Origin of the sequence: Roseateles chitinivorans, assembly GCF_050632145.1 — a bacterium.
Taxonomy (GTDB): Bacteria; Pseudomonadota; Gammaproteobacteria; order Burkholderiales; family Burkholderiaceae_C; genus Roseateles; species Roseateles chitinivorans_B.
On sequence record NZ_CP192577.1, the window covers coordinates 3,560,358 to 3,577,421 of the forward strand.

Below are 17,064 nucleotides of genomic sequence, written 5' to 3' on the forward strand. Positions count from 1 at the left end.
CGATGCCCGCTTCGAGGCTCAGAAGATCGCCTTCGGTCCGGTGGTCTTCCACTGCGTCCGGTACGCGTGGAAGCGCGGCATGCTGCAGGCGCTGGCGGACGCCGGCGAGCAGGGCGTCACCATGGACGCGCTGGAGGCCACCGGCCGCTGGCACCGCTATGCGCTCAAGCTCGCGCTGGAGTCCTGCCTGTCCGCGGGCGTGGTGCTGATCGAGAACGGCCGCTGGCAGTTGGACAAGGCGGGCTTCTGCCTGATCTCGGACGAGATCACGCGCATCAACTTCGACTTCGTGCACGACGTCTGCTACCAGGGGCTGTTCGAACTCGAGCGCTCGCTCGACGCCGGCAAACCGCTGGGCCTGGCGCACCTGGGCGACTGGCCCAGCATCTATCCGGCGCTGTCCCAACTGCCCGAGCCGGCGAAATCGAGCTGGTTCGCCTTCGACCACCATTACTCGGACACCTCGTTCCCGGACATCCTGCCCGACGTCTTCGCCACGGCGCCGCGCCGGCTGATGGACATCGGCGCCAACACCGGCAAGTTCAGCCTGGCCGCACTGGCCCACGACCCGCGCGTGGAGCTGCACCTGGTCGACCTGGCACCGCAGCTGGCGATGGCCGACACCAATCTGGCGGCCGCCGGCCTGCGCGACCGCGCGCAGCTGCATGCGCGCGACCTGCTCGACGACGACGCGGCGCTGCCCGCCGGCATGGACCTGGTCTGGATGAGCCAGTTCCTGAGCTGCTTCGGCGAGGCGCAGATCGCGAGCATCTTCCGCCGCGTGCATGCGGCGCTGGCCGCGAACGGCCAGGTGCTGGTGATGGACACCTTCTGGGACCGTCAGCGCTACGACATCGCGGCCTTCTGCCTGATCAACACCTCGCCGTATTTCGCGGCGATGGCCAGCGGCAACAGCAAGGTCTACGAGAGCACCGACTACATCCGCCTGGCCGAGGCCGCCGGCCTGCGCCTGCAGACCGTGCGCGACGGCATCGGCTACTGCCACAGCCTGCTGAGGTTGGTGCGGGCATGAAGCGGCGCGAGGTCCTGGCACTGGCCGTGCTCGCGGGTACGGCGCTGGTGGGATGCGCGTCGCCGCGGCCGGCGGTCGTCGCCGTCGCGCTGCCGCCGCTGCGCGTGCCGCCATCCGCGCTGGGGGCGGTGCGCCATGCCCTGAGCCAGCGCCTGTCCGTCTACCGGCTGGACCGGCCGGACGCGCGGCCGCAGCAGGTGGAGGTGCAGCTCCAGCTTGATGCGGACGGCCTGCTTCTGGCCGGCTTTGCGTTCGGCCAGCGTGTGCTGCTGATGCAATGGGACGGCCGGTCGCTGCAGGTGCAGCGCTCGCCTTATCTGCCGGCCGAGGTCGACACCGATCGCATGCTGCGCGACCTCTGCCTGGTCTTCTGGCCGGCCGAGGCCGTGCGGGCGGCGCTGCCGCCCGGCTGGACCTGGACCGGGAGCGAGGGCGGCTGGGAACTGCGCGAGGTCGGGTCCTTGCGGCTGTCCGTGCGCCGGCCCGACGCCGGGACGGTTGAGATCGTCAATCCGAGCGAAGGTTATCGATTGGTGATCGAATCGCAGCCGCTGGAGACCCCATGAGCGACGCGCTGTACCTGCATCCCCCCGGCGTCATCTGCGCGGCGGGCCATACCCTGGACGAATTGCGCGAGGCCGTGTTCGCGGCCGCGCCGTCCGGCGTCGCGGAGAACACGACGGTCTGGCCCGGCCATGCGTTGCATCTGGGCGCCGTGCGCGGCGAGTTGCCGTCGGTGACGCATCTGCCGATCGAGGCGCGCAGCCGCAACAACGCGCTGCTGCTCGCGGCGCTTGCGCAGGTGCGCGGCGACGTGGACGCGGCGATCGCCCGCCATGGCGCCGGACGCATCGGCGTGGTGCTGGGGACGAGCACCTCGGGCATCGGCGAGAGCGAAACCGCGATCGCCGCCTTCGAACGCGAGGGCGCTTTGCCCGCGGACTTCCACGTCGGCCAGCAGGAACTCGGTTCCCCGGCCGCGGCGCTGGCCGGGTTGCTGGGCCTGGGTGGTCCCTGCTACGTGGTGTCGACTGCCTGCTCGTCGGGCGCGAAGGCGCTGGCCAGCGGCGCGCGCCTGATCAAGGCCGGCCTGTGCGACGCAATGCTGGTCGGTGGCGTGGATGCGCTGTGCGGCATGACGGTCGCGGGCTTCACCGCGCTGGAGTCGGTGGACGCGGCGCGCTGCCGCCCCATGGGCGCTGCGCGCTCGGGCATCAACATCGGCGAAGGGGCGGCGTTGTTCCTGCTGGACCGCGCACCGTCGGCGGTGCGCCTGTCGGGATATGGCGAGAGTTCCGACGCCCATCACATCTCGGCGCCCGAGCCGACCGGCCGCGGCGCGCTGGCCGCGATGCGCGCGGCGCTCGACCGTGCGGGCCTGACCCCCGGTGACATCGACTACCTGAACCTGCACGGCACCGCGACGCCACAGAACGATGCCATGGAGAGCCGTGCCGTCGCCGAACTGTTCGGGCTGGACCTGCCGTGTTCGTCGACGAAGCCGCTGACCGGCCATGCGCTCGGCGCGGCCGGCGCCATCGAGGCCGCGATCGCCTGGCTGACCGTCGCCGGCGACGGGCGGCTGCCGGTGCACCATGTCGATGGCGGCCGGGATGCCGACCTGCCGGCGATCTCGCTGGTGCGGCCGGGCCAGCGCCTGGCGCGACCGCCGCGGCATGTGATGAGCAATTCCTTCGCCTTCGGCGGCAACAATGCGTCGCTGATCCTGAGCCATGGCTGAGACCTTGCCGCCCATCGCCGAACTGATGCCCCATAAGGGGCCGATGTGCCTGCTCGACCGCCTCGTCGCCGCCGAGGACGAACGCCTGGTGGCCGAGGTCGTGGTCGGCGACCGCGACATGTTCAGCCGCGACGGCGAGGTCGGTGCCTGGGTGGGCGTCGAGTACATGGCGCAGGCGGTGGCCGCCTGGGCGGGGTGGGTAGGCCGGCAGCGCGGCTTGTCTCCGCGGATCGGTTTCCTGCTGGGCACGCGACGTTATCGCAGCGTGCCGCGCTTCGTCGCGGGGCAGCGGCTGCAGGTCGAGATCCGGCGAACCTACCAGGCCGACAACGGCATTGGCCAGTTCGAGTGCCATATCCGCTGCGGCGGGGACGAACTGGCCAGCGCGCAGATCAACGTGTTCGGGCCGGAAGATCCGAGCGAATTCTTGAAGGGAGAGACGACGTGAGCACAGTGCTCGTGACAGGATCGAGCCGGGGCATTGGCCGCGCGATCGCGCTGCGGCTGGCGCGCGACGGACATGACCTCGTGCTGCATTGCCGGCAGGGCCGCGAGCAGGCCGACGCGGCCGCGGCCGAGATCCGCGCCCTGGGCCGCGCGGCGCGGGTGCTGCAGTTCGACGTCGCGGACCGCGACGCCGCGTCCGCCGCGCTGCTGGCCGACGTCGAGGCGCATGGCTGCTACTACGGCGTCGTCTGCAACGCCGGCATCGCCCGCGACGGCGCCTTCCCGGCGCTCAGCGGCGAGGACTGGGACGCCGTCATCCACACCAACCTCGACGCCTTCTACAACGTGCTGCAGCCGTTGACGATGCCGCTGGTGCGCCGCAAGGCGCCGGGGCGCATCGTGACGCTGGCGTCCGTGTCGGGCCTGATGGGCAACCGGGGCCAGGTCAACTACAGCGCCGCCAAGGCCGGCATCATCGGCGCGACCAAGGCGCTGGCCGTCGAACTCGCGAGTCGGCAGATCACCGTCAATTGCGTGGCGCCCGGGCTGATCGACACCGACATGGTCGACCCGCACGTGCTCGAGGAGGCGCTCAAGATCATCCCGGCCAAGCGGATGGGCAGGCCCGACGAGGTGGCGGCGCTGGTGAGCTTCCTGATGGGGCCCGACGCGGCCTACATCACGCGGCAGGTGATTTCGGTGAACGGGGGATGGTCGGATGAGCAGGAAACGCGTGGTGATCACCGGCGTCGGAGCGCTGTCACCGCTGGGGCATGACGTCGAGACGGTGATGGACAGTCTGCGGGCCGAGACCAACAAGGTCCAGCGCATGGCCGCCTGGGCCGAGTACGAGGGCCTCAACACCCAGGTCGGCGTGCCGTGCGCGCCGTTCGAACTGCCGGCCGACCGGTACAACCGCAAGAGCATGCGCAGCATGGGACGCGTGGCCCAGATGGCCACGCGCGCGAGCGAGATGGCGCTGGCCCAGGCCGGCCTGCTGGGTGACCCGCTGGTCACGAGCGGCAGGCTGGGCGTGAGCTTCGGCAGCTCCAGCGGCACGCCGAGCGCCGTGGGTGATTTTGGCCGGATGATGTCTGCCAAGAGCATCGAAGGCATCAACGCCAACACCTACGTGAAGATGATGTCGCACACGGCGACGGTGAACATCGCGGTGTTTTTCGGTATCACGGGCCGCATCATCACGACCAGCAGCGCCTGCACCTCCGGCAGCCAGGGCCTGGGGTACGCCTACGAGGCCATCCTGAGCGGCCGTCAGGTCGCGATGCTTGCCGGCGGCGCCGAGGAGCTGGATCCGACGCAGGCGGCGGTCTTCGACACGCTGTTTGCGACCAGCACGCGATACAACGACCAGCCGCGGCTCACGCCCCGACCCTTCGACGCGGACCGCGACGGCCTGGTGCTCGGCGAGGGCGCCTGCACCTTCGTGCTGGAGGAGTACGAGCACGCGAAGGCGCGCGGCGCACATATCCTGGGCGAGATCGTCGGCTACGGCACCAACTGCGACGGCACCCATGTCACGCAGCCGCAATCGGCCACGATGGCGCAGGCGATGCGGCTGGCGCTGGAGGACGCGGGCCTGCCGCCGCAGGCCATCCCCTACGTGAACGCGCACGGCACCAGCACCGACCAGGGCGACATCGCGGAGAGCCAGGGCACGCAGGCCGTGTTCGGATCGGGCGTGGCGATCTCGTCGCTGAAGAGCTACATGGGCCACACCCTGGGCGCCTGCGGCGCGCTCGAGACCTGGATGACGCTCGAGATGATGCGGGCGGGCTGGTTTGCACCGACACTCAACCTCAAGCGCGTGGACCCGCGCTGCGGCGAGCTGGACTACGTGACCAGCGGAGGACGTGCGTTGCAGACCGAGTTCGCGATGACCAACAACTTCGCGTTCGGCGGCATCAACACCTCGCTGATCCTGCGTCGCCTGGACTGATCCTCCGTCGGGCCGGCGCCGATCGGCGCCGCGCGCGACGCGTTCCTCCACCGATTCCTTTTTGACCGGGAGATCCTTCATGAAGCTTCGTCTTTCCGCCGCCGTGCTGCTGGCCTCGATGGCCGTCGCCACGACCGCGTCCGCGCGCGACACCGTGCTGTACATCCCGCTGGCGGACGTGCTGGCCATGCCCGAGGCGCAGAACAAGCTGGACAAGAACATGAAGTTCTTCCTCGCGGGCCAGGACACGCCCCCGTGCTGAAGCGTTTCTCGACCGATGTCAGCAATCCCAAGACCAACGGCGTGGGCAAGACCGACGAGTTCGGCTGCAAGTGGGCGGCGCTCAGCGCGCTGATCAGCCTGCAGAACAGCGCCAAGCGCGAAGGCGCGAACGCGGTCGTCGACATCGTCAGCTACTACAAGAAGAACGAGTACCGCAACGCGACCACCTTCGAATGCCATGCCGGCGCGATCATCGTCGGCGTGGCGCTGAAGGGCACCTACGCGCAGATCGGCGAGTGAGCCGGATTCAATGAACCCGAACGGGAGGAATGACATGAAGAAGATGATTGCGGGCCTGATCCTGGCCAGTCTGGTCGGCGTCGCGCAGGCGCGCGGCACGGTGGCGCTGCTCGAGCCCGAGCGCGTGACGGTGGCGACCGGCGCGACGACGCTGGATCCGGAACAGATGAAGCAGGCGATCGTGCGCGGCGGAAGCAAGTACGAATGGACCGTGGCCGGCGAGGAGCCCGGCAAGCTGCGCCTGAAGTACAACAAGCAGAACAAGCACGAGGTGGAGGTGGCGGTGAGCTACGACACCACCGGCTTCCAGATCCGGTATGTCGGCAGCATCAACATGAAGTACGAGCTGAAGAACGGCGCGCCCTTCATCCACCCGGGCTACAACACCTGGGTCACCAACCTGAACCGCGCCATCTCCACCGAGGCGGGCGCCCTGACGGCGGCCAAGTGAGTCCGCGGCGGGCCCGGGCCGAACGATGAGCCTGCTGTGCCAGCTCGCCACGCTGTCCGAGCTGCAGGCGGCCATGCCGGAGCCCGCGTCCTGGCTCACCGCCACGGAGCGCGCGAGGCTGGCGGCCCTGGGTACGCCGGCGCGCCGCGAGACCTTCTCGCCGGCCGGTGGCTGGCCCGGCAGACGGTGCAACGATGGCGCGGGAGCGATCGCCTGCCGGCGCTCGACGTGGCGGAGAGCGGCGCCTGCCGGGTCCTTGACCCGGGCGGTGTGTTCGCCTCCCTGAGCCACAGCGGCGACCGCGTCGTCTGCGCCGTCGCGGCGCTGCCCGTGGGCGTGGACATCGAGCGGCTGGACCGCCCCCGCGATCATTTGGCGGTGGCCGGCACGGTGCACGGCGCCGCGCAGCGGCAGGCGCTGCTCGCACTGGCGCCCGACGAGCGGGCGCGCCATTTCCTGACGCTCTGGACGCTCAAGGAGGCCTGGCTCAAGGCCCGCGAGTCGGGCCTGGATTTCGCCGCGATGCGATCGCTGGCCTTCGACGACGATCCGGACGGCGATCTCGCGACCGCCGAGGACGGCGGATTCATGCTGGCGCTGGCGGTCGTTCCGGCGCTGCCACCAGCGATCGTCTCGTCGCCGGCGCTGTCCTGGCGCCGCTGCCGGACGCGGCGCGTGGCGCCGGACTGAGCCCTCAGCCCGGCTTGCGGGCGACGACGTTGAGCAGCGTTTCCTCGCGCTTTTCCGGCACGCCGAAGCCCATCCACTCCAGCGCGCCGAGGTCCTTGCGGCTCCACCAGAGGTAGGGCGTGCTGACGCGCCGCTCGTCGATCTCGAAGCCGGCCGCGCGCAGCATGTCGAGGAACTCCGGCGCGCTGCGCTGCACGTGCATCGGGTGACGGAACAGCAGCCGGATGATCCAGCTGTGGATGTAGGCCCGCGTGCTTTCGGCCAGCAGCAGGCAGCCCCCGGCTTCAGGACGCGGAAGACCTCGGACAGGGCCGAGCCCTGGTCGACGATGTGATGCAGCGTCTGATGGCAGAGCACGAGGTCGACGGAGGCGTCGGGCAGCGGGATCGATTCGGCGTGGGCGTCGTGCAGCGCCACCGGGACCGCGGTGGCGTCGCGCATGGCGGCGCAACGCTCGGCGAAATCGGGTTCGGGGTCCAGCGCGTGGATCTGGCTGGGCTGGAAGCGCCTGGCCAGCTCGGGCAGCGAATGCCCCTGGCCGGTCCCGATGTCGAGCGCGACGCCGCCCTTGGGCAGGTCCGGCGCGAGGCGCTGCAGATCGTCGAGCGCGCGGCCCAGCACGTGGACCCGCCAGGTCGGCGTCGAAAGGAACCAGAGGCCGAAACGCGTCTCGGGCACGAAGGCCGGTTTGCGCGCGGCGGGCAGGGTCGACGGGGGTGTGGTCATGGGACAGGAGTCAGGGGCGATCGGCAGCGGCCGATGATAGCGGCCACGCGCCGATGTCCGCGTGATCTCTGCCGCGTGATCTCCGTCTCAGGTCACCGGCGCCGGATTGAACAACACCAGCGCGTTCGCCAGCTTGTGCTGCTCCGCCCAGGTCTTGCGGCCTGACGCCACGTCCAGCATCAGCCGGAACATCTCCCAGCCCATCTCCTGGATGGACTTCTCGCCGTCGGCGATCTGGCCGGCATTGATGTCCATCAGGTCGTGCCAGCGGCGCGCCAGGTCGCTGCGCGTCGCCACCTTGATCACCGGGCATTCCGCCAGGCCGTAGGGCGTGCCGCGGCCGGTCGTGAAGACGTGCAGGTTCATGCCCGCGGCCAGTTGCAGCGTGCCGCAGATGAAGTCGCTGGCCGGCGTCGCCGCGTAGATGAGCCCGCGCTGGTCGCGCGTGAGCTTGTTGCCCGGCGACAGCACGCCCGAGATCGCCGAGCTGCCGCTCTTCACGATCGAGCCCATCGCCTTCTCGACGATGTTGGACAGCCCGCCCTTCTTGTTGCCCGGCGTCGTGTTGGCGCTGCGGTCGACGCTGCCGCGCTCCAGGTACGCGTCGTACCAGGCCATCTCGCGCACCATCGCCTCGGCCACGTCGGCCGAGCTTGCCCGCGAGGTCAGCTGCGCGATGCCGTCGCGGACCTCGGTGTTCTCGCTGAACATCACCGTCGCGCCCGCGCGCACCAGCAGGTCGGCGCAGTAGCCCACCGTCGGATTCGCGGTCACGCCCGAGAACGCGTCGCTGCCGCCGCACTGCACGCCGACCACCAGTTCCGACGCCGGCACCGTCTCGCGGCGGCGCCTGTTCAGGCGCTCCAGGTGGAAGGCCGCCTGCGTCATCACCGAATCGATCATCGACATGAAGCCGACGTGCTTGGCGTCCTGCAGGCAGACGACGTCGAGCGCCTCGGGCGCGACGCCCTCGATGCCCTGGCCGCGCTGGTCCGCGATCGGGATCACGCCCGGCGGCATCAGCCGCTCGGGCTGCAGCTTCTCGCAGCCCAGGCTGACGACCATCACCTCGCCACCGAAGTTGGGGTTGAGGCTGATGTTGCGCACCGTGCGGATCGGGATCACCGCGTCCGGCGCGTCGATCGCGACGCCGCAGCCGTAGGTGTGCGCGAGGCCGACCACGTCGTCGACGTTCGGGTACTTCGGCAGCAGCTCGCGCTTGATGCGGTCCACCGCGAACTCCACCACCCCCGCCACGCATTGCACCGTCTGCGTGATCGCCAGGATGTTGCGCGTGCCCACCGAGCCGTCCGCGTTGCGGTAGCCCTCGAAGGTGTAGCCCTCCAGCGGCGCCAGCGCGGGCGCCTTCACCGTGGCCATCGGCAGGCCTTCGAGCTCGCGCGCCGGCGGCATGCGCAGCAGGCGCTCGTGCACCCAGCTGCCGGCCGGGATGTCCTGCAGCGCGTAGCCGATCGGGACGTTGTAGCGCAGCACCGCCGTGTCGGCCGGCAGGTCGACCAGCGCGACCTTGTGGCCCTGCGGCACCTGGTTGCGCAGCACCAGCCCGGAAGGCAGCACCGTGCCTTCGGGCAGTCCGCCGTCGTTGGCGACGATGGCGACGTTGTCGGCCTCGTGCATCTGGATGGTCAGCGGGGAGGTGATCATGGTCGTGTCCTGGGTCGGTTCAACCTGGGGAAATGGGGGGAGCGAAGGCGCGGTCCGCCGCGCCCTCGCATTCAGGCGTTCAGACGGGCTTCAGCTCGACGCGCTTGATCTCGCCGACGATGAGCAGGTAGCTTGCCACCGCGATCAGCGCATGTGCGCCGACGAACACCAGCGCGCCGTTGAACGAGTGCGTCGTCTGCACGATGTAGCCGATCACGATCGGCGTCACGATGCCGGCGACGTTGCCGAAGGTGTTGAACAGCGCGCCCGACAAGCCGGCGATCTCCTTGGGCGAGGTGTCCGACACCACCGCCCAGCCCAGCGCGCCCAGGCCCTTGCCGAAGAAGGCGAGCGCCATGATGCCGACGACGACCGCCTCGATGCCGACGTAATTGCACGCGATCATCGAGGTCGACAGCAGCATGCCGACGACGATCGGCACCTTGCGGGCGAAGGTCAGCGAGTGGCCGCGGCGTAGCAGCCAGTCGGAGATCACGCCGCCCAGCACGCCGCCGGCGAAGCCGCAGATCGCGGGCAGCGCCGCGACGATGCCGGCGTTGAGCAGCGACATGCCGCGTTCCTTGACCAGGTAGATCGGGAACCAGGTCAGGAAGAAATAGGTGAGCACGTTCACGCAGTACTGCGCGATGTAGACGCCCATCAGCATGCGGTTGCCCAGCAGCTGCTTGAGGTAGCCGAGCTTGGGGCCCGACGCCGCCTTGGCCTTGCCGTCGCCCGACAGTAGCGCGCCGCCGGACTCGATGTGCTCGCGCTCCGCGGCCGAGATGGTCGGGTGGTCGGCCGGGCTGTTGTACATGGTGCGCATCCACACCACGCTCATCACGATGCCCAGCGCGCCCATGAAGTAGAAGACCTCGGACCAGCCGACCGCGTGCACGATCCAAGCCATGATGGGCGCGAACAGCACGGTGGCGAAGTACTGCGCGGAGTTGAAGATCGCCGACGCCGTGCCGCGTTCCTTCACCGGGAACCAGGCGGCGACCATGCGGCCGTTGGCGGGGAAGGAGGGCGCCTCGGCCAGGCCGACCATCAGGCGCATCAGGAACAGCGACGCCACCGCCAGCGGCAGGCCGAAGAGCATGGCGTCCATGCCCATGTGGTGCACGCTGCCCTGCAGCATGGTGAACAGCGACCAGAGCAGGATGCTCCAGGCGTAGACCTGCTTGGCGCCGAACTTGTCGAGCAGCCAGCCGCCGGGCAGCTGGCCCAGCACGTAGGACCAGCTGAAGGCCGAGAAGATGAAGCCCATCTGGATCGAGTCGATGCCCAGTTCCTTGGACAGGACGGGGCCGGCGACGCCGACGGTGGCGCGGTCCGCGTAGTTCAGGACGGTCACGGCGAAGATCATCGCCAGCACGCCGAAGCGCGCGCGGCCGATGCCGGCCGTGGCCGAGGAGGAAAGGGATAACTGCATGTTGTCTCCGGATCGTATCGAGGGCCGGTCTGCGCCGGCTTCCTTGTCGGAATAGCCCAGGGTCGGGCTTGGAATCAGCTGGGGATCCAGTCTGTCGTCAGGCCTGCGTGTAAGCCGTCTTCACCGTCGTGTAGAACTCCGCGGCGTAGCGGCCCTGCTCGCGCGGGCCGTAGCTCGACGACTTGCGACCGCCGAAGGGCACGTGATAGTCGACGCCTGCCGTCGGCAGGTTGACCATCACCATGCCGGCCTGCGCGTGGCGCTTGAAGTGCGTCGCGTGCTTCAGCGAGGTCGTCGCGATGCCGGTGGCCAGGCCGAACGGCGTGTCGTTGGCCAGATGCAGCGCCTCGTCGTAGTCCTTCGCCTTGATCACGCTGACCACCGGGCCGAAGACCTCTTCGCGGTTGATGCGCATGCCCGGGGCGGTCTCGGTGAACAGCGCCGGCGTCAGGTAGAAGCCGGGCGCACCCGCGCTGCTGCCGGCCAGCGCTTCACCGCCGGCGGCGAGCGTCGCGCCTTCGGCCTTGGCGATGGCGATGTACTCCAGGTCCTGAGCGAGCTGGCGCTCGTCGACGACTGGGCCGATGTCGGTGCCGGTCTTGCGGGCGTCGTCGACCTTCAGCGTCTTCATGCGCTCGACCATCGCGGTGACGAAACGGTCGTGGATGCCTTCGGTCACGATCAGGCGCGAGGACGCCGTGCAGCGCTGGCCGGTCGAGAAGAAGCCGCTGTTGATCGCGGCCGCGACGGCGACGTCCAGGTCCGCGTCGTCCAGCACCACGAACGGGTTCTTGCCGCCCATCTCCAGCTGGAACTTCGCACCGCGCGCCACGCAGGCCGCCGCGACGCGCTGGCCGGTGGCCACGCTGCCGGTGAAGCTGATGGCGTCGACGCCGGCGTTCTCCAGCAGTTCGGCGCCGACCTCGGAGCCGCGGCCCATGACGAGGTTGAAGACACCGTCGGGCAGGCCCGCGCGCTTGAGGATGTCGGCGAGGGCCCAGGCCGAGCCGGGCACCAGGTCGGCAGGCTTGAGCACGACGCTGTTGCCGAAGGCGAGGGCGGGCGCGATCTTCCACGCGGGGATCGCGATCGGGAAGTTCCACGGCGTGATCAGGCCGACGACGCCGATGGGCTCGCGCGTCACCTCGACGCCGACGCCGGGGCGCACGGACGGCACGACCTCACCGCCGACGCGCAGCGCCTCGCCGGCGAAGAACTTGAAGATGTTGCCGGCGCGGGCGACTTCGCCGATCGCTTCGGGCAGCGTCTTGCCTTCCTCGCGGGCGAGGAGGTCGCCCAGTTCGGCGCGGCGGGCGAGGATTTCAGTGCCGGCGGCGTCGAGCACGTCGAAGCGCTGCTGCGGCGTGGCCAGGCTCCACTTGCCGAAGGCGTGGCGCGCGGCGGCGATCGCGGCGCGGGTCTGCGTGACGTCGGCCTGGGCGTATTCGCCGACCACGTCGCGCGTGTCGCTCGGATTGATGTTGCGGGAAGCGCGGGGGCCGTCGACCCACTCGCCGTTGATGAGGTTCTTGAACATGTCGGACTGCTCTCTGTCTTGGACTGCGCTTCGCTTGTCGCCATCGGGGGCGCGGCGAGGGGAGGGGAAACGCGCGCCGTCGTGACGGCTGTCGTGACGGGCGGCGCGCGTCGCTGGGGCCTTACTGCGGGCCCAGCTTGGAGATCAGCGCGCCCAGCTCGTCGACCTCGGCGGGCTTGAGGTCGGACAGCGGCGGGCGCACCGGACCGGCGGTGTGGCCGATCAGGGTGGCGCCGGCCTTGACGATGGAGACTGCGTAGCCGTGGCCCTTGTTGCGCAGGGCGATGTAGGGCAGGAAGAACTCCTTGATCAGGCGGTCCGTCGTCGCGGTGTCGCCGGCGGCGTGGGCGTTGTAGAAATCGATGGCGGTCTTCGGGATGAAGTTGAAGACGGCCGACGAGTACACCGGGCAGCCCATGGCGCGGTAGGCGCCGGCGAAGACTTCGGCGGTGGGCAGGCCGCCCAGGTAGCTGAAGCGGTCGCCCAGGGTCTGGCGGATGGAGACGAAGGATTCGATGTCGCCGAAGCCGTCCTTGAAGCCGATCAGGTTGGGGCAGGTGTCGGCGAGCTTGAGCAGCGATTCGGGCGTCAGGCGGCAGGCGCCGCGGTTGTAGACGATGACGCCGAACTTGACGCTGCGGCACACGGCCTGGACGTGGGCGACCAGGCCTTCCTGGGACGCTTCGGTCAGGTAGTGGGGCAGCAGCAGGATGCCCTGGGCGCCCAGGCGTTCGGCTTCCTGCGCGTACTGGATGGCGACGCGGGTGGGGCCGCCGGCGCCCGCGATGATGGGCATGCGGCCCTTGCAGGTCTCGACGGCGACGCGGATGACGTCGCTGTATTCCTTGGGCTCGAGCGAGAAGAACTCGCCCGTGCCGCCGGCGGCGAACAGGGCGGTGGCGCCGTAGGGCATCAGCCATTCGAGGCGCTCGGCGTAGGGCTTGGGCGCGAAGTTCAGCTGGGCGTCGAAGTCGGTCAGCGGGAACGACAGCAGGCCGTGGGAAATCGTCTCTTTGAGGGCTTGGGGCGAGGTCATGAGGGGCTTGTCTCCGTGGCTACAACAGCGCTGGAACCCGTCATCGCATCGGGATTGGTACCGGTACCAGCGTGAGCGGATGGTAGCGAGCAGGACATCACGCTTCAAGAGGGATGTCGTACAACTACGGGTAATCACCTAACCGTTCTTCGCGCAGCGTCCCCCAACGGTGGGCGCTCATTCGCGGGCGCCCGTTGGAGGGACCACTTCAGAGGGGGAGAGCTAGGGGTAGTGGGTCGCGGGAGCGGCATCTACAACCGGTAGGCGATCGAGGGGAAGCAGTCCGCTTTGTTCCCGATGCGCCGGGGGCCGTCTGAGGGGCCTCGTCGCGGCATGAGCCACGCAGTCATCAGGCCTTACCAGCCCTATCAGCTTTACCAAGGAGTCAGCCATGAGAACCGAAGCGAGAACCGCTTTCCAGCAGCAGGTCATCGAAGCGCTCGTCGAGAGCAAGGCCATCAACATCGACGCGGTGAGCGCGACCTTCGCCAAGTTCGGCGAACGCGCCCTGCTGCAGGGCGAGCCGCTGGTCACCATCATCAATCGCCACGCCATCTGGAACTGCGGCTGGCCGGGACCGGAGCTCGACATCCTGCGCAACGTCCCGCAGCTGCGCGAGTGACGAGATGAACGCGGTTGTCTCGATGCTGCCGGTCCGGCCGATGGTTGGCAGGCGGTCGGTCGCGACCCGGCGTCGGGACGACCTGCTGGGCCGTGTGCACCTCGCGGTGCGCCTGGCCCGGAGAACCTTGAAGGCGGCCGTGGCCGCGGAGGAGGAGGCCCCGGTTGAAGGCGGCGCGGATCGGCCCGCCGCGCTCGTGCTCGGCAAGGTCGTCGGCGAGGCCGCGATGCTGCTGCGCACGACAGCACCGCTGCGCGGCGAGGACGAGACGCTCGATGTCGAGGCCCGGTTGCTCGCGGTGCAACTCGTGGCGCAGGCGCGCGGGGCGCGCGTGCGCGAGCGCCTGTGCAACGATGCGGGCCGCGCGCTGGAGCATGCGTCGGCGCATCTGTTCCTCGGCGATGCCGGCTATCCGGACGAGGCGTTCGATCGGCTGCTCGACGACATCCTCGACGGCGAGGACGCCTGCGGTCCGGAGCGCCTGCCCAATCACCAGCTCGAATGCGCCTGGCTCGACCAGATCCGGCGCGGGCGCGTCGACGTCGAGCCCATCGATGAGGAGCTGCTGGTCGCGACATGCATCGGATGGCCGCTCGATGTGCTGGGCTGCTTGACGCTGGACCTCTACATGTTCACGCACGTGGTGATGTACGCCTCCGACATGGGGCGGCGTCCGGTGCCTCTGCCGCGACCGGTCGAGGACATCCTCGCCGAAGCGGAGGCCGGACTGGCGGCGGCGCTCGATGCGGACAACTTCGATCTGGCGGCCGAGCTGCTGTGGACCTGGCCGATGCTGCGCCAGCCTTGGAGCCCGGCGGCGGTCTTCGCCTTCGACGTGCTGGCGAGGTCTCAGGACCAGCAGACGTTCCTGCCGGGCCCGGACTACGCGCGTTGGGCGGCGCGGTCCGGACACGGTCTCACCCACGAGGACGTGGTGATGCGCACGTCGTATCACGCCAATCTCGTCATGGGCATGCTGTGCGCTGTCGCGCTGCAGTCGAGCGTGGCGCTGCCCCGGGAACTGCTGCTCGCGGCACCATCGCGGCAGAGGCGCCATCGCTCCGGCGGTGACCTGCTCGACGGGTTGCCGGTCAGACCGCGCGTGCCTCGGTGGCAGCGGGACTTCGTGGCGCTCGGAGAACGCGAGCGCGAGGCGTTGGCGTCCCTGTGCTTCAGCGTCCGGTTCCGCCGGGCGGCCTCGGCCAACGACATTCCGCGACTGCGCGAAGCCCTGGCTGCCACGCTCGAACACGACGACTGCGACGGGCCGTCGGCGCATCAGGCGCTGCGGCGCCTTCAGCGCATCACGGCCATCGGTCGTCTGCAGGCGCAGGCGATGGCCTCGCGCTGATCGCCGATCCTTTCCCTCTCCCGCTGGCGGGAGAGGCTGGGGTGAGGGCCGCCGGACCAGGCAGTCGACGATAGCTCTCGTGCAGCCAAATCACTTCACGTCGACGATGGTCCCGAGCGAGAACGCGCCCAGCGCGGCATCCCAGCGTTGCCCCGCCGCGGCGTTGTCCGCATTCGCCCAACGGATCGCGAATCGCGCGTCGGTGGCCAGACGCGCGTCGCCGTCGGGCAAGGCCACGCTGACCTGATAACGACCGGCCGGCAGGTCGGCTGGCACGGACGCCGAGAGCGTCGCCGCCTGATCGACGCCGCTCGGCAGCCACGTGCGCGGATCCGCGCCGGAGGCGTCGATGCGGCGCACCTCGCCGCTCGTCGCATGCTTGAGCACCAGCTGCACGCCGCGTGGATTGAACACGCGCGCCCAGCCGTCGTTGCGCAGGTCCAGCCGGACACTCAAGGCCTGACCCCGCGTGACCGACGCCGCGTGCGACACCTTCACCAGCGCCAAGCGATAGCCCATCTTCCGGCGCACGTCGGCCATGCAGCCGCCTTGCACCCACTTGTCGTGGAAGGCCGTGCGGTAGTACTCGTCGTTGAGGTAGGTCAGGTTGTAGCGGGCACCCTCGGCGAGGATGTCGGCGCACTGGCTGCGCGGCACGGCGCCGGCTTCGTCGGCCGGATTGCACGTCTCGCCGCCGAACGGCGCGAGGTCGCCCAGCTGGTCGACGTAGTCGCGCTGCTTCGTCGCGGTCGCCGTGTTGTCGTCGTAGGTGCCGACGTCCGTCTTGCTGGCGAGGAAACAGTCGTTGTGCACCCCGACGCGCAGGCTGCCGGTCAGCACCGCGCCCAGGCTCGGCAGTGTCGGGGTGCCGTCCATCACGTAGGGCGGATAACGCAGCTGGATGAAGCGGCTCGCCGGCAGCGCGGCCAGCAGCGCATCGCGGATCTGGTTGCGGCTGGCGGCCGCGGTCAGGTTGTTGGAGGAGGTGTGCCACTCGCCCCACGCGCCGATGAAGCCCGCCTGCATGAAGGCGATGACGTCGGCGTTGCGCTGCAGGACCGGCTTGAATTGCGTGATGTGCGCCAGCACGCGCGACAGCGGCGCGTCCTTGGCGTTCTGGTAGTCGACCTCGGATTCGGGATAGTTGTAGACGACCCGGATCACCAGCTTCACGCCGGCGGCGCGCGCGTGATCCAGCGCCGTCTCGACCTGCGCGAGCAGCGCCGGGGTCAGGTCCGAGCCGCGATAGGCCGACAGGTCCAGCTTGGAGAACAGCAGCCGGTAACCGGCCTTGTAGGCGTCATCGGCGTCGGCGCGGGTGAAGGTGTCGAGGTTGGCCCAGGTCCAGCGGTAGAAGCCGCGCTCGGGGTTGGGAAGGTCGGCGTCGGTCGCGGTGAAGGTGGCGACCGTCTGGGGATCGTCGGTCCCGGCCGGAGGCACCGGTGCCGGTGTCGGCGTGGTGGTCGGCGTTTCCGGAGGGGGCGGCGTCGACGGGGGACTCGGGACCGTCGGCGTCGTGGGCGTCGTGGGTGTCGTCGGCGTCGGTGTGGTTGGGGTGGCCGGCGTTTCCGGTGCCGTCGGTGAACTGGCACCGGTCGTCGGCGGCGTGGTCGCCACCGGCGGCGGGGAGGCCTCGTTCGACCCCGATCCGCCGCCGCAGGCCGTGAGGACGGCCATCGAGAACGCCGCGGCGATCGGGGACATGCCCAGGAACGGACGGCTGAGGAGGCGTGGCTTCTGCATGGATGGGGCTCATTGGCTGGTTTGTTGCCAATGTATTTCTGCAGAAGCCGGGAACGCCGCTACCGAGCGCAACAGAGTGCATCGCGGGCGGTGATTGGAAAAAGTCTT

17 protein-coding genes and 1 pseudogene are annotated in these 17,064 nt (G+C 69.6%); 12 read left to right on the plus strand and 6 right to left on the minus strand.

The window, feature by feature from the left end:
- Nucleotides 1–25: 25 nt before the first annotated feature.
- The 10 genes from ACQ86G_RS16420 (at nucleotide 26) to ACQ86G_RS16465 (ending at nucleotide 6,841) form a co-directional block, all read left to right on the plus strand.
- Complete coding sequence (locus ACQ86G_RS16420) at nucleotides 26–1,033, plus strand: class I SAM-dependent methyltransferase (RefSeq protein WP_431261422.1); 1,008 nt, start codon at nucleotides 26–28, stop codon at nucleotides 1,031–1,033.
- The gene (locus tag ACQ86G_RS16425) at nucleotides 1,030–1,599 is read left to right on the plus strand and encodes a DUF3261 domain-containing protein (RefSeq protein WP_431256341.1); all 570 of its coding nucleotides are present in this window, start codon (nucleotides 1,030–1,032) and stop codon (nucleotides 1,597–1,599) included. The genes ACQ86G_RS16420 and ACQ86G_RS16425 overlap by 4 nt, the downstream gene beginning before the upstream one ends.
- Nucleotides 1,596–2,774, plus strand: coding sequence for a beta-ketoacyl-ACP synthase (locus tag ACQ86G_RS16430; protein WP_431256342.1), 1,179 nt, complete (start codon nucleotides 1,596–1,598; stop codon nucleotides 2,772–2,774). The genes ACQ86G_RS16425 and ACQ86G_RS16430 overlap by 4 nt, the downstream gene beginning before the upstream one ends.
- Nucleotides 2,767–3,222, plus strand: coding sequence for a 3-hydroxylacyl-ACP dehydratase (locus ACQ86G_RS16435; RefSeq protein ID WP_431256343.1), 456 nt, complete (start codon nucleotides 2,767–2,769; stop codon nucleotides 3,220–3,222). Before ACQ86G_RS16430 ends, ACQ86G_RS16435 begins: the two co-directional genes overlap by 8 nt.
- Nucleotides 3,219–3,998 (plus strand): 3-ketoacyl-ACP reductase FabG2, encoded by a 780-nt coding sequence (locus ACQ86G_RS16440; RefSeq protein ID WP_431256344.1) that lies wholly within the window; start codon nucleotides 3,219–3,221, stop codon nucleotides 3,996–3,998. Before ACQ86G_RS16435 ends, ACQ86G_RS16440 begins: the two co-directional genes overlap by 4 nt.
- Nucleotides 3,940–5,178, plus strand: coding sequence for a beta-ketoacyl-ACP synthase (locus ACQ86G_RS16445; protein ID WP_431256345.1), 1,239 nt, complete (start codon nucleotides 3,940–3,942; stop codon nucleotides 5,176–5,178). The genes ACQ86G_RS16440 and ACQ86G_RS16445 overlap by 59 nt, the downstream gene beginning before the upstream one ends.
- A gap of 79 nt (nucleotides 5,179–5,257) precedes the next feature.
- Entirely contained in the window at nucleotides 5,258–5,440 is a 183-nt protein-coding gene (locus ACQ86G_RS16450) for a hypothetical protein (RefSeq protein WP_431256346.1), read from the plus strand.
- Entirely contained in the window at nucleotides 5,434–5,700 is a 267-nt protein-coding gene (locus ACQ86G_RS16455) for a hypothetical protein (protein ID WP_431256347.1), read from the plus strand. The genes ACQ86G_RS16450 and ACQ86G_RS16455 overlap by 7 nt, the downstream gene beginning before the upstream one ends.
- Before the next feature lie 34 nt (nucleotides 5,701–5,734).
- Nucleotides 5,735–6,151 carry a hypothetical protein gene (locus ACQ86G_RS16460; protein ID WP_431256348.1) on the plus strand — a complete coding sequence of 139 codons (417 nt, stop codon included), beginning with the start codon at nucleotides 5,735–5,737 and terminating at the stop codon, nucleotides 6,149–6,151.
- Between the two features lie 186 nt (nucleotides 6,152–6,337).
- Nucleotides 6,338–6,841 (plus strand): 4'-phosphopantetheinyl transferase family protein, encoded by a 504-nt coding sequence (locus ACQ86G_RS16465; protein ID WP_431256349.1) that lies wholly within the window; start codon nucleotides 6,338–6,340, stop codon nucleotides 6,839–6,841.
- A gap of 4 nt (nucleotides 6,842–6,845) precedes the next feature.
- Here ACQ86G_RS16465 and ACQ86G_RS16470 read toward each other — a convergent pair.
- From ACQ86G_RS16470 to kdgD, 5 genes and pseudogenes are all read right to left on the minus strand, one after another.
- Nucleotides 6,846–7,567 (minus strand): annotated as a pseudogene (locus tag ACQ86G_RS16470) (class I SAM-dependent methyltransferase).
- A gap of 87 nt (nucleotides 7,568–7,654) precedes the next feature.
- A complete protein-coding gene (gene garD / locus ACQ86G_RS16475) occupies nucleotides 7,655–9,232 on the minus strand; it encodes a galactarate dehydratase (protein ID WP_431256350.1) in 1,578 nt (525 codons plus the stop codon).
- A gap of 79 nt (nucleotides 9,233–9,311) precedes the next feature.
- Nucleotides 9,312–10,667, minus strand: a complete 1,356-nt coding sequence (locus ACQ86G_RS16480) for an MFS transporter (protein ID WP_431256351.1) — start codon at nucleotides 10,665–10,667, stop codon at nucleotides 9,312–9,314.
- A 97-nt stretch (nucleotides 10,668–10,764) separates the two neighbouring features.
- Nucleotides 10,765–12,204, minus strand: coding sequence for an aldehyde dehydrogenase family protein (locus ACQ86G_RS16485; RefSeq protein ID WP_431256352.1), 1,440 nt, complete (start codon nucleotides 12,202–12,204; stop codon nucleotides 10,765–10,767).
- 121 nt (nucleotides 12,205–12,325) lie between these two features.
- Nucleotides 12,326–13,240, minus strand: a complete 915-nt coding sequence (kdgD, locus tag ACQ86G_RS16490) for a 5-dehydro-4-deoxyglucarate dehydratase (protein WP_431256353.1) — start codon at nucleotides 13,238–13,240, stop codon at nucleotides 12,326–12,328.
- Between the two features lie 391 nt (nucleotides 13,241–13,631).
- Here kdgD and ACQ86G_RS16495 point away from each other — a divergent pair, with 391 nt between their 5' ends.
- Together ACQ86G_RS16495 and ACQ86G_RS16500 are read left to right on the plus strand one after the other, a co-directional pair.
- Nucleotides 13,632–13,862 (plus strand): hypothetical protein, encoded by a 231-nt coding sequence (locus ACQ86G_RS16495; RefSeq protein ID WP_377153175.1) that lies wholly within the window; start codon nucleotides 13,632–13,634, stop codon nucleotides 13,860–13,862.
- 4 nt (nucleotides 13,863–13,866) lie between these two features.
- Nucleotides 13,867–15,213: a DUF6895 family protein gene (locus tag ACQ86G_RS16500; protein WP_431256354.1), complete on the plus strand. Its 1,347-nt coding sequence runs from the start codon at nucleotides 13,867–13,869 to the stop codon at nucleotides 15,211–15,213.
- A gap of 90 nt (nucleotides 15,214–15,303) precedes the next feature.
- On the opposite strand, the gene ACQ86G_RS16505 is transcribed toward ACQ86G_RS16500, so the two are convergent.
- Nucleotides 15,304–16,956 (minus strand): DUF4832 domain-containing protein, encoded by a 1,653-nt coding sequence (locus ACQ86G_RS16505; RefSeq protein ID WP_431256355.1) that lies wholly within the window; start codon nucleotides 16,954–16,956, stop codon nucleotides 15,304–15,306.
- Between the last annotated feature and the right edge of the window lie 108 nt (nucleotides 16,957–17,064).

Excerpts from the sequence above, each read along its gene's own strand:
- kdgD (WP_431256353.1), bottom strand. The coding sequence starts at position 13,240 with ATGACCTCGCCCCAAGCCCTCAAAGAGACGATTTCCCACGGCCTGCTG.
- garD (WP_431256350.1), bottom strand. The coding sequence starts at position 9,232 with ATGATCACCTCCCCGCTGACCATCCAGATGCACGAGGCCGACAACGTC.
- ACQ86G_RS16505 (WP_431256355.1), bottom strand. The coding sequence starts at position 16,956 with ATGCAGAAGCCACGCCTCCTCAGCCGTCCGTTCCTGGGCATGTCCCCG.
- ACQ86G_RS16430 (WP_431256342.1), top strand. The coding sequence starts at position 1,596 with ATGAGCGACGCGCTGTACCTGCATCCCCCCGGCGTCATCTGCGCGGCG.
- ACQ86G_RS16500 (WP_431256354.1), top strand. The coding sequence starts at position 13,867 with ATGAACGCGGTTGTCTCGATGCTGCCGGTCCGGCCGATGGTTGGCAGG.
- ACQ86G_RS16485 (WP_431256352.1), bottom strand. The coding sequence starts at position 12,204 with ATGTTCAAGAACCTCATCAACGGCGAGTGGGTCGACGGCCCCCGCGCT.
- ACQ86G_RS16480 (WP_431256351.1), bottom strand. The coding sequence starts at position 10,667 with ATGCAGTTATCCCTTTCCTCCTCGGCCACGGCCGGCATCGGCCGCGCG.
- ACQ86G_RS16435 (WP_431256343.1), top strand. The coding sequence starts at position 2,767 with ATGGCTGAGACCTTGCCGCCCATCGCCGAACTGATGCCCCATAAGGGG.
- ACQ86G_RS16450 (WP_431256346.1), top strand. The coding sequence starts at position 5,258 with ATGAAGCTTCGTCTTTCCGCCGCCGTGCTGCTGGCCTCGATGGCCGTC.
- ACQ86G_RS16445 (WP_431256345.1), top strand. The coding sequence starts at position 3,940 with ATGAGCAGGAAACGCGTGGTGATCACCGGCGTCGGAGCGCTGTCACCG.
- ACQ86G_RS16425 (WP_431256341.1), top strand. The coding sequence starts at position 1,030 with ATGAAGCGGCGCGAGGTCCTGGCACTGGCCGTGCTCGCGGGTACGGCG.
- ACQ86G_RS16495 (WP_377153175.1), top strand. The coding sequence starts at position 13,632 with ATGAGAACCGAAGCGAGAACCGCTTTCCAGCAGCAGGTCATCGAAGCG.
- ACQ86G_RS16460 (WP_431256348.1), top strand. The coding sequence starts at position 5,735 with ATGAAGAAGATGATTGCGGGCCTGATCCTGGCCAGTCTGGTCGGCGTC.